Source organism: Enterobacter sp. 18A13 (assembly GCF_007035975.1).
In the GTDB taxonomy this organism is placed as follows: domain Bacteria; phylum Pseudomonadota; class Gammaproteobacteria; order Enterobacterales; family Enterobacteriaceae; genus Enterobacter; species Enterobacter vonholyi.
Window position 1 is genome coordinate 1,484,297 of sequence record NZ_AP019634.1, and the last position, 12,066, is coordinate 1,496,362.

Consider the following 12,066-nt stretch of genomic DNA (forward strand, 5'->3'; position numbering starts at 1 on the left):
CGTGCCGCACAGTGAAGAGCTGGACAACCGCGAAGTATTGGCTGTCCATCAGCTGAATATTGCGTTTCAGGAAGAGCGGCAGTTCTTCCCCGCAGTACAGAATTTATCGTTCACGCTCAGGCGCGGCGAGACGCTGGCGATTGTTGGCGAATCCGGTTCCGGGAAATCGGTTACCGCGCTGGCGCTGATGCGCCTGCTGGAACAGACGGGCGGGCAAATCAGCAGCGAGAAAATGCTCCTGCGCCGCCGTAACCGGCAGGTCATTGATTTAAATGAGCTGAGCGGTGCGCAGATGCAGGGCGTGCGCGGGGCGGATATTGCCATGATTTTCCAGGAACCGATGACCTCTCTGAACCCGGTGTTCCCGGTCGGGGAGCAAATTGCCGAGTCCATCCGCCTGCATCAGGGGCTGAGCGGCGATGAAGCGCTCAAAGAGGCCCGACGGATGCTTGAGCTGGTGCGCATTCCGGAGGCGCAGGCCATTCTGGGCCGCTATCCGCATCAGCTTTCCGGCGGCATGCGCCAGCGGGTAATGATTGCCATGGCGCTCTCCTGCCGTCCGGCGGTGCTCATTGCCGACGAGCCGACAACGGCGCTGGACGTGACCATTCAGGCGCAGATCCTGCAGCTCATCAACGTGCTGCAGCAGGAGATGGAGATGGGGGTGATCTTTATCACCCACGATATGGGCGTGGTTGCCGATATCGCCGATCGCGTACTGGTGATGCATAAGGGCTGCGCGGTAGAAACCGGCCCGGTCGAGCAGATTTTTCACGCGCCCGCGCATCCTTACACCAAAGCATTGCTGGCGGCGGTCCCGCGACTGGGGGCGATGAACGGCAGCGATCTGCCGCGCCGTTTTCCGCTGCTTTCCCTCGAGGCGTCTGAGCTGCAGGAGGATGAGCGCGAGCAGGACACCGTGGTGCCGGGCAAGCCCATTCTGGAAGTACGAAATCTGGTCACCCGGTTTCCGCTGCGCAGCGGCGTACTGAACCGGGTGAAGCGCGAAGTGCACGCGGTGGAAAACGTCAGCTTCGACCTCTGGCCGGGCGAAACGCTGGCGCTGGTGGGGGAGTCCGGCTGCGGTAAATCCACGACCGGGCGCGCGCTGCTCCGTCTGGTGGAATCTCAGGAGGGCAGCATTACCTTTAACGGCGAGCGCATTGATACCCTTCCGGACAGCAGGCTGCAGGCGGTGCGGCGGGATATTCAGTTTATTTTTCAGGATCCGTATGCCTCCCTCGATCCGCGCCATACGGTGGGGTATTCGATCATGGAGCCGCTGCGGGTGCATAACCTGCTCGACGGCGAGGCGGCGCAGCGTCGCGTGGCCTGGCTGCTGGAGCGCGTTGGCCTGAAGCCGGAACACGCCTGGCGTTATCCGCACGAGTTTTCCGGCGGGCAGCGGCAGCGTATCTGCATCGCCCGCGCGCTGGCGCTGAACCCGAAAGTGGTGATTGCGGATGAATCCGTCTCGGCGCTGGATGTCTCTATCCGGGCGCAAATCATCAACCTGCTGCTTGATTTACAGCGGGATATGGGTATCGCCTTCCTGTTTATCTCGCACGACATGGCGGTGGTCGAGCGCATCAGCCATCGCGTGGCGGTAATGTTTATGGGGCAGATCGTGGAGATTGGGCCGCGAAGGGCAGTGTTCGAGAACCCGCAGCACCCGTACACCCGCAAGCTTATCGCGGCGGTTCCGGTTGCCGATCCCGCACATCGTCACGGCCAGCGCGTGCTGCTGCAGGATGATATGCCGGGCAATATTCATAAACTCGGCGAGGCCGTGGAGCGCGTGACGCTTCGCGAGGTCGAGCCGGGTCATTTCGTCGCTCCCCCGCGTCAGGACAATGCTTTTTCGCGGTTATAACTTACAACAGGCAGGAGAACACAATGGTTACATTTGTAGCGCGTAGATGGTTGTTAGCCGCGAGCGTGACGGCAGCCCTGGCCGCTGCCCCCGCGTTCGCTGCCAAAGATGTGGTGGTTGCCGTCGGCTCCAATTTCACCACGCTCGATCCGTATGACGCCAACGACACGCTCTCTCAGGCGGTGGCGAAATCGTTCTACCAGGGCCTGTTCGGCCTGGATAAAGAGATGAAGCTCAAAAACATGCTGGCGGAGGGGTACACCGTGTCCGACAACGGGCTGGTCTACACCATCAAGCTCAGAACCGGCGTGAAGTTCCAGGATGGGACAGACTTCAATGCGGAGGCGGTGAAGATTAACCTCGATCGCGCCAGCAATCCTGAAAACAGCCTCAAGCGCTATAACCTTTATAAAAACATCGCCAAAACCGAGGTGGTCGACCCGGCGACGGTAAAAATCACCCTGAAAGAGCCGTTCTCCGCGTTTATCAATATTCTGGCGCATCCGGCAACGGCGATGATTTCCCCTGCTGCGCTGCAGAAATACGGCAAAGAGATCGGTTTCCACCCTGTTGGCACCGGCCCTTACGAACTGCTCACCTGGAACCAGACCGATTTTGTGAAGGTGAAGAAATTCGCCGGATACTGGCAGCAGGGGCTGCCGAAGCTGGACACCATCACCTGGCGTCCGGTGGTGGACAACAACACCCGCGCGGCGATGCTGCAAACCGGCGAGGCGCAGTTTGCCTTCCCGATCCCGTATGAGCAGGCCGCTATTTTGCAGAAAAACAGCAAGCTGGAGCTGGTCGCCAGCCCGTCGATCATGCAGCGCTACATCAGCATGAACGTCACGCAAAAGCCGTTCGATAACCCGAAGGTGCGCGAAGCTATTAACTATGCCATTAACCGTCAGGCGCTGGTGAAGGTCGCTTTTGCGGGCTATGCCACCCCGGCCACCGGCGTGCTGCCGCCGGCTATCGCCTATGCGCAAAGCTATCAGCCGTGGCCGTACGATCCGGCTAAAGCGCGCGAGCTGCTGAAAGAGGCGGGCTTCCCGAACGGTTTTAGCACCACGCTGTGGTCGTCGCATAATCACAGCACCGCCCAGAAGGTGCTGCAGTTTACCCAGCAGCAGCTGGCGCAGGTGGGTATCAAGGTACAGGTCACGGCAATGGATGCCGGACAGCGTGCGGCAGAAGTGGAGGGGAAAGGGCAGAAAGAGAGCGGCGTGCGGATGTTCTACACCGGCTGGTCGGCATCGACTGGTGAAGCCGACTGGGCGCTGTCGCCGCTGTTTGCCTCGCAGAACTGGCCGCCAACCCTGTTCAACACTGCGTTCTACAGCAACCCGCAGGTGGACAAAGACCTGGCCGATGCGCTGAAAACCACTAAACCGGAGGAGAAGGCGCGCCTCTACAAAGACGCGCAGGACATCATCTGGAAAGAGTCACCGTGGGTGCCGCTGGTGGTGGAGAAACTGGTATCAGCCCATAACAAAGCGTTGACCGGGTTCTACATCATGCCGGACACCGGCTTTAGCTTTGACGATGCGGATTTAAAATAAACCTCATGCTGAATTATGTTTGTAAACGCCTGCTGGGGCTTATTCCGACGCTGCTGATTGTGGCGGTGCTGGTGTTTTTGTTTGTCCATATGCTGCCGGGCGATCCGGCGCGTCTGGTTGCCGGGCCCGAAGCGGATGCCACGGTCATTGAGCTGGTGCGTAAACAGCTGGGTCTTGACCAGCCTCTGTATATGCAGTTTCTGCACTATATTGGCAACGTTCTTCAGGGTGACTTTGGTATTTCGATGGTGTCGCGTCGTCCGGTGTCGGAGGAGATCGCCACCCGCTTTATGCCGACGTTCTGGTTGACGATTGCCAGCATGAGCTGGGCAGTCGTGTTTGGGCTTGGCGCCGGTATTGTCGCAGCCGTCTGGCGCAACCGCTGGCCGGACAAGCTCGGCATGGCGCTGGCGGTGACCGGCATCTCCTTCCCGGCGTTCGCGCTGGGGATGCTGCTGATGCAGATCTTCTCCGTTGAGCTGGGCTGGCTGCCCACCGTCGGGGCCGATACCTGGAAGCATTACATCCTGCCTTCCATGACGCTTGGGGCTGCCGTGTCGGCCGTGATGGCCCGCTTTACCCGCGCCTCGTTCGTTGACGTGCTGAGCGAAGATTATATTCGCACCGCGCGGGCGAAAGGGGTCAGCGAGAAGTGGGTCATTCTCAAGCACGGGTTCCGCAACGCGATGATCCCGGTGGTGACGATGATGGGGCTGCAGTTTGGCTTCCTGCTGGGCGGCTCTATCGTGGTGGAAAAAGTCTTCAACTGGCCGGGGCTGGGACGCCTGCTGGTCGATTCCGTCGAGATGCGCGACTACCCGGTGATTCAGGCGGAAGTGCTGCTTTTCTCGCTGGAATTTATTCTTATCAACTTAGTGGTGGACGTGCTCTACGCCGCCATTAACCCGGCCATCAGGTATAAGTAAGATGCGATTATTGAACTGGCGACGTCAGGCCGTTTTAAACGCGATGCCGGGGCTAAAACCGGACCACGTCCACACCCCGTGGTCTGAATTCTGGCGGCGTTTTCGCCGTCAGCCGGTCGCGATGACCGCGGGGCTGTTTGTGCTGCTGCTTATTGCAGTGGCGGTGATTGCGCCGTGGGTGGCGCCATTTGATGCGGAAAACTATTTTGACTATGACCGTCTGAACGACGGACCGTCGATGCTGCACTGGTTCGGCGTGGACTCCCTCGGGCGCGATATCTTTAGCCGCGTGCTGGTCGGGGCGCAAATCTCGCTTGCCGCCGGGGTGTTCGCGGTGCTGATCGGCGCGGCCATCGGTACCGTGCTGGGGCTCGTTGCCGGATATTACGAAGGCTGGTGGGACCGCATCATCATGCGCATCTGCGACGTGCTGTTTGCTTTTCCCGGCATTCTGCTGGCGATTGCGGTGGTGGCGATCATGGGCAGCGGCATGGCCAACGTCATCATTGCGGTCGCGGTGTTTTCGATTCCGGCGTTTGCGCGCCTGGTGCGCGGCAACACGCTGGTGCTGAAACAGCAGACCTTTATAGAATCTGCCCGCAGCATGGGGGCCAGCGACGCCACCATCCTGTTCAGCCATATTCTGCCGGGTACGGTGTCGTCCATCGTGGTCTATTTCACCATGCGTATCGGCGTGTCGATTATCTCGGCGGCCAGCCTGTCGTTTTTAGGGTTGGGTGCTCAGCCTCCAACGCCGGAGTGGGGCGCGATGCTGAACGAGGCGAGGGCGGATATGGTGATTGCACCGCACGTGGCGATCTTCCCGAGCCTGGCGATTTTCCTGACCGTGCTGGCGTTTAACCTGTTAGGTGACGGGCTGCGCGACGCGCTGGATCCGAGGATAAAGGGGTAGTGCAGTGAAATATGCCGGGTGGCGGCTACGCCTTACCCGGCCTACAAAAGAGGAGCAGGAAGATTAAACCCGGCTACCCCACAGGTCATACTCGTCCGCGTTTTCAACCTTCACGCGAATAATATCACCCGGCTTAACGCTGGTTTCGCCGTTCAGGTACACCGCACCGTCGATTTCAGGGGCGTCCGCCTTGCTGCGGCCAATCGCGCCTTCTTCGTCAACTTCGTCGATAATAACCATGATCTCGCGGCCCACTTTTTCCTGCAGACGCTCGGCAGAAATCTGCTGCTGCAGCTGCATGAAGCGGTTCCAGCGTTCTTCTTTCACCTCTTCCGGCACCTGGTCCGCCAGCTCGTTGGCGGTTGCGCCTTCTACCGGGCTGTACTTGAAGCAGCCGACGCGGTCCAGACGCGCTTCTTTCAGGAAGTCGAGCAGCATCTGGAAGTCTTCTTCGGTTTCACTCGGGAAGCCGACGATAAAGGTGGAGCGCAGCGTCAGATCCGGGCAGATCTCACGCCACTGCTTGATGCGGGCCAGCTGGCGGTCAACGGAGCCAGGACGTTTCATCAGCTTCAGGATACGCGGGCTCGCGTGCTGCAGCGGGATGTCCAGGTACGGCAGAATTTTGCCTTCCGCCATCAGTGGGATGACATCGTCAACGTGCGGGTACGGGTAGACGTAGTGCAGGCGCGTCCAGATACCGAGTTTGGACAGCTGCTCGCACAGGCCAACCATGCTGGTTTTCACCGGCTCGCCGTTGTGGAAACCGGAGCGGTGCTTTACGTCCACGCCGTAGGCAGAGGTGTCCTGGGAGATGACCAGCAGCTCCTTCACGCCCGCGTCGGCCAGACGTTTGGCTTCAGCCAGCACTTCGCCAATCGGACGGCTCACCAGATCGCCACGCATGGACGGGATGATGCAGAAGGTGCAGCGATGGTTGCAGCCTTCGGAAATTTTCAGGTACGCGTAGTGGCGCGGCGTCAGCTTCACGCCCTGTTCCGGCACCAGGCTCAGGAACGGGTTATGCTTTGGTTTTGGCACGTAGTGATGAACATGTTGCAGCACCTGCTCGTAGCTGTGCGGGCCGGTGATCTCCAGCACCTTCGGGTGCACTTCGCGGATCTGGTCTTCTTTCGCGCCCAGACAGCCGGTCACGATCACTTTGCCGTTTTCGGTCAGGGCTTCACCGATGGCTTCCAGTGATTCCTGGACCGCGCTGTCGATAAACCCGCAGGTGTTAACGATCACCATATCGGCGTTGTCGTAGCTTGGCACCACGTCATAGCCCTCGGTGCGCAGTTCGGTCAGGATGCGTTCTGAATCCACCAGGTTTTTCGGGCAGCCCAGGGAGACGAAGCCGATTTTCGGCTGGTGCGTAACATTGCTCATAGGTTAAAAATTCATCAATTATGGAGTTATCAGGGCGGGATTTTACAGCGTATCGCGGGGGATTTATACACTCTTTGCAAGGTGGATGCGTCGGGCTGACGTTGTAACATTGTAAATAATGTTAATCAGTTAATAAAAATTGATCCCAGGCATTAAACTGTACAAAAAATGTACTTATCCTGACTATGCACCATGGCTGACAGAGGAGGAAAGAGCATGACCGTTGACAGACTAAAACGCGATCTGCTGAACAAGCTGATCAACGCCCGAATCGACCTGGCCGCGTACCTGCAGTTGAGGAAGGCAAAAGGGTATATGTCAGTCAGCGAAAGCGAACATCTGCGTGATAACCTGTTTGAACTGTGTAATTTCATGCGTGAAAAAGCACCGACCCTGAAGGCGAATTACGGCGAAAGTGAGCTGATCGCGCTGCGCCGCGCCGCTGAGGTGCTCTCCATCGCCGGGGTATGTCTGATGAACGGACGCCACGACTGCCCGAACTTTATCGCCGTAAACGCGGAGAAGCTTGAAAACTGCCTGACAACGCTCTCTCTATGCATCATGTGCCTGAACGAGCACGAGAAGCTTGAACAGCACTGATCCAGGGGGAGGCGACTCCCCCTTCTGCTTAAGCTTTTGTAAAAGTGCTAACGCGCCCGGACGCAGTGGCTAATCTTTATGCCATATGCCGATAAAGGAGTGCGTTATGCCTCGATCCTCGCTGATTTCCCTGCCTGTATTATTCATTCCGTTTTCACTTCTTGCTGCGCCAGAGGCGGTGAAGGTCGAGGTGCTGCAAAACAGACTCGATCACCCCTGGTCCTTGGCGTTCCTGCCGGATAATGACGGGCTGCTGGTGACCCTGAAGGGTGGTCAGCTCAAACGCTGGCAGACCGGAAAAGGGCTCTCCGATCCGATTGTCGGCGTGCCGAAGGTCTGGGCAAACGGTCAGGGAGGGTTGCTGGACGTGGTGCTTGCCCCGGATTTTGAGAAGTCGCGCCGCGTCTGGCTGAGCTACGCCGAGGCCGGGCATGACGGCAAAGCCGGCACGGCGGTAGGCTATGGCCGCCTGAGCGACGACTATTCCCGCATCGAGGGATTCCAGGTGGTGTTCCGCCAGATGCCGAAACTCTCCACCGGTAACCATTTTGGCGGGCGGCTGGTATTCGACGGCAAAGGCTCGCTCTTCATCGGACTCGGCGAGAACAACCAGCGTCCGACGGCGCAGGATCTGGATAAATTGCAGGGTAAAGTGGTGCGCCTCACCGAAGACGGAAAAGTGCCGCCGGATAACCCGTTTGTGAATACCCCCGGCGTGCGACCCGAAATCTGGTCTTACGGCATTCGCAACCCGCAGGGGATGGCGATGAATCCCTGGAGCGACGCGCTGTGGCTGAACGAGCACGGCCCGCGCGGCGGGGATGAGATCAACATTCCGGAGAAAGGAAAAAACTACGGCTGGCCGCTTGCGACGCACGGCATTAACTACAGCGGCCTGAAAATCCCGGAAGCTAAAGGCGAGCACGTTGAGGGAACCGAAAAACCGCTGTTCTTCTGGAAAGTCTCACCCGCGGTGAGCGGCATGGCGTTTTACAACAGCGACGTTTTCCCGCAGTCGAAAAACAAGCTGTTTATCGGCGCGCTGAAGGAGAAGGACGTGATCGTGCTGAGCGTGGACGGCAATAAGGTGACGGAGGACGGGCGCATTCTGGGCGACCGGGACCAGCGTATTCGCGACGTGCGGGTGGGGCCGGATGGGTATCTGTATGTCCTGACCGACGAGACGGACGGGCAACTGTTGAAAGTCAGCCCGTCCGGCGCGTAATCAGGTGACCGGGATCATTACCACGTTGCGGTAAGCCGGGCGATCGCTCAGCTGTTTAAGCCAGCGCTCCAAGTGAGGGCGCGGCGTCCACTTCAGGCCCATATTGGTCAGGTTCCAGACGAACGGCGCCACGGCAATATCGCCCACGCCGAACGCCTCGCCGGAGAACCAGGCGTGCTTCGCCAGCTCGTCATCCATCATCGCAAACAGATTTTCGCAGGCATCCTGGGCGGCGTGAATTGCGGGATAATCGCGTTCGGCTTCCGGCGTGCGGATAAGCCCCATCAGGATCACGCGGTGGGTCGGGGACAGCGTCTGGTTCGCCCAGTCCATCCACTTTTCGCCCTGAGCGCGCCGGGCGGGATTCTCAACCCACAGGCGGCCCTGACCGTACTGCGCGGCGAGGTAACGCACAATGGTGTTGGACTCCCAAAGCGTCGCGTCTGTTTCATCATCGCGCAGCAGCGGCACCAGGCCGTTCGGGTTCATGGCCAGATAGTCGGCCTCTTTGTTTACGCCGAACGACATGCCGGCCATGATTTGATTGAACGGTAAATCCAGCTCCTCGAGCGTCCAGAGCACTTTCTTAACGTTGGTCGAGTTGTTCCTGCCCCAAAGCGTAATCATATTTACTCCTGATGAGATGTGAATCCGTGTCAGCTTTCGCCATGGTGAGATAAACCTAACAATTACGCAACAGAAGACAAAAAAATCGTCTGAATCAAAGCGTATCTGAATGTTATTGCATAAACTTTAATAACTTTACCCTCGTTGGGTTTCTTTAACCGTTTTAGTGCGCTATTACTCATCGCTTCTTGCGACACGGTGATGTGACGTAATTTTTGAATGGACACTCGGGTGGCATTTATGACGCGTAAAATGACTTCTCTGCGCAGCCTTGCGACAGGCTCTGCGCTCCTTTTCCTGTTTGCACCAACTCTCTACGCAGCTGAGCAGGCTGCGCCCGAAGCGCCGCCTGTGGACGCGCGCGCCTGGATCCTGATGGATTATTCCAGCGGTAAAGTGCTGGCGGAAGGGAATGCGGATGAGAAACTCGATCCGGCAAGCCTGACCAAAATCATGACCAGCTATGTGGTCGGCCAGGCGCTGAAAGCGGGCAAGATCAAGCTGGACGATATGGTCACCATCGGGAAGGATGCCTGGGCGACCGGCAACCCGGAGCTGCGGGGATCTTCCGTGATGTTCCTGAAGCCTGGGGATCAGGTCTCCGTTTCCGATCTGAACAAAGGGGTAATTATTCAGTCGGGAAATGATGCGTGCATTGCGCTGGCCGATTATGTTGCCGGCAGCCAGGATTCTTTCATTGGCTTGATGAATGGCTACGCGCAGAAACTGGGCTTAACCAACACCACGTTCAAAACAGTTCACGGTCTGGATTCGCCGGGACAGTTCAGTACCGCGCGCGACATGGCGCTGCTGGGGAAAGCGCTGATCCACGACGTGCCGGATGAATACGCCATCCATAAAGAGAAAGAGTTTACCTTCAATAAAATCCGTCAGCCGAACCGCAACCGCCTGCTGTGGAGCAGCAACGTTAACGTGGACGGAATGAAAACCGGCACCACGGCGGGCGCGGGCTATAACCTGGTGGCCTCCGCGACCCAGGGCGACATGCGCCTGATTTCGGTAGTGCTGGGCACCAAAACCGACCGTATTCGCTTTAATGAGTCAGAAAAACTGCTGACGTGGGGCTTCCGCTTCTATGAAACCGTGACGCCGATTAAACCGGATGCCACGTTCGTCAGCCAGCGCGTCTGGTTTGGTGACAAGAGCGAAGTGAACCTGGGCGCGGGTGAGGCGGGCTCGGTGACCATTCCGCGCGGTCAGCTGAAAAACCTGAAGGCCAGCTACACCCTGACCGATCCGCAGCTCACCGCGCCACTGAAAAAAGGCCAGGTAGTCGGGACGATTGATTTCCAGCTAAACGGTAAATCAATTGAACAGCGTCCGTTAATTGTAATGGAAGCGGTCGAAGAGGGCGGCTTCTTCAGCCGGATGTGGGATTTCGTGATGATGAAATTTCACGGGTGGTTCGGCAGCTGGTTCAGCTAAACCTGATGGGTTTTCTCCCTCTCCCTGTGGGAGAGGGCTGGGGTGCGGGCATCAGACCGCACCCTCTTAATACATCAATTTCACCTGCTGCGCCTTCGCGTGGGCCACAATCTCGTCGTCCGGGCGGCAGTCGCTGACGATGGCGTCGAACTGCGCCAGCTCGCCCATTCTTGCCGAACGGACCTTACCAAACTTGCTGTGATCGACCACCAGAACATGGTACTGCGCGGCGCTTAATGCCCAGTGCTTCACCGGCAGCTCTTCCAGGTTAAAGCAGGTTGCGCCCTGGCGCACGTTGACGCCCGCCGCGGAATAAAACGCGATATCCGGGCAGAGATTGCTGAGCGTGTCCTGCAGGTTGAGCGGCTTAAAGATGGCGTTGCTGGCGTGAAACTCGCCGCCGCACAGGATCACCCGGCACTCGGGTTTCTCCTGAAGCGCCAGAAAGGTGTTCAGGGAGTAGCACACGGCAGTAAAAGGAATGCTGCTGTCGATGGCCTCGATAATCCACGGCGTGGTGGTGCCGCAGTCAAAAAATAGCGTCTGGTGCGGCTGTACCAGCGAGGCTGCAAGCCGGGCGGCTTTGCGTTTCTCTTCCACCAGGCGCGTCTTCTGGTCGCTGATCAGATAATGGCTGGCGCTACGCGGCTCAAGCACAATATACCCGCCCAGCAGCACGACGGGCGCGCTTTCGCTGTTAAGATCCCGACGAATGGTCATCTCTGAGACGCCGAGGAGGTTGGCGGCTTCCTTAAGATGCAGCTTATCGCTGCGCTTCAGCGCCTGTAGCAGCTGAGCAATGCGGTCATCGCGACGTGTTTCCATAGTTCCTCGGGATAAAAAAGTGAACCCCCGCAGGGCGGGGGTTCAAGTGTAACCTGACAGGTTGGGGTTAGTCACGTATCCAGCCTTTGCGGATCGGGATAGCGAAAATGGCGCGATAGAGTGATGACAGCGTGCGGTAGAGCGCTTCACCGAAGAGGCTCCACAGGATAGCCGCGCTCACGCAGCCAATCAGCCCGACCAGGAAGCCGCCCACCATATCCAGCGGCCAGTGGACGCCCAGGTAAACGCGAGACCAGGCGATGGCCACAGCGACCAGCATCAGCACCGCACCAGACCACAGGCGATGCCAGAACAGGAAGGCCAGCGCAAAGGTGAAGATCACCGTACCGTGATCGCTCGGGAACGAGTCATCCGGCGCATGATGCAGGAAGGTATAGCCGACGTGATCGACAAACGGACGATCGTGCGGGAACGCGTGGCCCAGAATGTAGCTCACCAGGACGCTTACGCCGAGAGCCATCGCCACTTTGATTACCAGCTTGCGCTGTGCTTTTACCTGGCTACGAGGCCCCCACAGCCAGAGAATGGCTGCCAGCGCGGGCACGATACCGATCAGGTCTTTTGCCAGAAAGGTGGCAAAGTCGATCATCCACTCGGGCGAGGCCGGTGTGGCGTTGATCAGATAAAACAGCTGATAATTCAGATTCTCTAGCATAGCG

General features: G+C 58.3%; 11 protein-coding genes. 7 read left to right on the plus strand and 4 right to left on the minus strand.

Annotation, left to right across the window (positions count from 1 at the left end; genetic code table 11):
- Window position 1: 1 nt before the first annotated feature.
- From gsiA to gsiD, 4 genes are read left to right on the plus strand one after another with little or no spacing between them, the layout of a single operon-like run.
- Window positions 2-1,873 (plus strand): glutathione ABC transporter ATP-binding protein GsiA, encoded by a 1,872-nt coding sequence (gene gsiA / locus FOY93_RS07225; RefSeq protein ID WP_115874576.1) that lies wholly within the window; start codon window positions 2-4, stop codon window positions 1,871-1,873.
- 23 nt (window positions 1,874-1,896) lie between these two features.
- Window positions 1,897-3,435: a glutathione ABC transporter substrate-binding protein GsiB gene (gene gsiB / locus FOY93_RS07230; RefSeq protein WP_143344867.1), complete on the plus strand. Its 1,539-nt coding sequence runs from the start codon at window positions 1,897-1,899 to the stop codon at window positions 3,433-3,435.
- A gap of 5 nt (window positions 3,436-3,440) precedes the next feature.
- Window positions 3,441-4,361 (plus strand): glutathione ABC transporter permease GsiC, encoded by a 921-nt coding sequence (gene gsiC / locus FOY93_RS07235; RefSeq protein WP_111963862.1) that lies wholly within the window; start codon window positions 3,441-3,443, stop codon window positions 4,359-4,361.
- 1 nt (window position 4,362) lies between these two features.
- A complete protein-coding gene (gene gsiD / locus FOY93_RS07240) occupies window positions 4,363-5,274 on the plus strand; it encodes a glutathione ABC transporter permease GsiD (RefSeq protein WP_115874579.1) in 912 nt (303 codons plus the stop codon).
- Between the two features lie 63 nt (window positions 5,275-5,337).
- Here the strand turns inward: gsiD and rimO are convergent, their stop codons facing one another.
- Window positions 5,338-6,663, minus strand: a complete 1,326-nt coding sequence (gene rimO / locus FOY93_RS07245; RefSeq protein ID WP_143344868.1) for a 30S ribosomal protein S12 methylthiotransferase RimO — start codon at window positions 6,661-6,663, stop codon at window positions 5,338-5,340.
- Window positions 6,664-6,879: 216 nt separating this feature from the next.
- Here rimO and bssR point away from each other — a divergent pair, with 216 nt between their 5' ends.
- Window positions 6,880-7,263 carry a biofilm formation regulator BssR gene (bssR, locus tag FOY93_RS07250; RefSeq protein ID WP_111963863.1) on the plus strand — a complete coding sequence of 128 codons (384 nt, stop codon included), beginning with the start codon at window positions 6,880-6,882 and terminating at the stop codon, window positions 7,261-7,263.
- A 106-nt stretch (window positions 7,264-7,369) separates the two neighbouring features.
- Complete coding sequence (locus FOY93_RS07255; RefSeq protein ID WP_143344869.1) at window positions 7,370-8,488, plus strand: PQQ-dependent sugar dehydrogenase; 1,119 nt, start codon at window positions 7,370-7,372, stop codon at window positions 8,486-8,488.
- On the opposite strand, the gene FOY93_RS07260 is transcribed toward FOY93_RS07255, so the two are convergent.
- On the minus strand, window positions 8,489-9,115 hold the full coding sequence (locus FOY93_RS07260) for a glutathione S-transferase family protein (protein WP_111963865.1): 627 nt from the start codon (window positions 9,113-9,115) through the stop codon (window positions 8,489-8,491).
- 240 nt (window positions 9,116-9,355) lie between these two features.
- Between FOY93_RS07260 and dacC the strand changes: the two genes are divergently transcribed.
- Complete coding sequence (gene dacC / locus FOY93_RS07265; protein ID WP_143344870.1) at window positions 9,356-10,561, plus strand: serine-type D-Ala-D-Ala carboxypeptidase; 1,206 nt, start codon at window positions 9,356-9,358, stop codon at window positions 10,559-10,561.
- A gap of 66 nt (window positions 10,562-10,627) precedes the next feature.
- On the opposite strand, the gene deoR is transcribed toward dacC, so the two are convergent.
- On the minus strand, window positions 10,628-11,386 hold the full coding sequence (gene deoR, locus FOY93_RS07270; RefSeq protein ID WP_008503427.1) for a DNA-binding transcriptional repressor DeoR: 759 nt from the start codon (window positions 11,384-11,386) through the stop codon (window positions 10,628-10,630).
- Between the two features lie 67 nt (window positions 11,387-11,453).
- Entirely contained in the window at window positions 11,454-12,062 is a 609-nt protein-coding gene (ybjG, locus tag FOY93_RS07275; RefSeq protein WP_143344871.1) for an undecaprenyl-diphosphate phosphatase, read from the minus strand.
- Window positions 12,063-12,066: the final 4 nt, after the last annotated feature.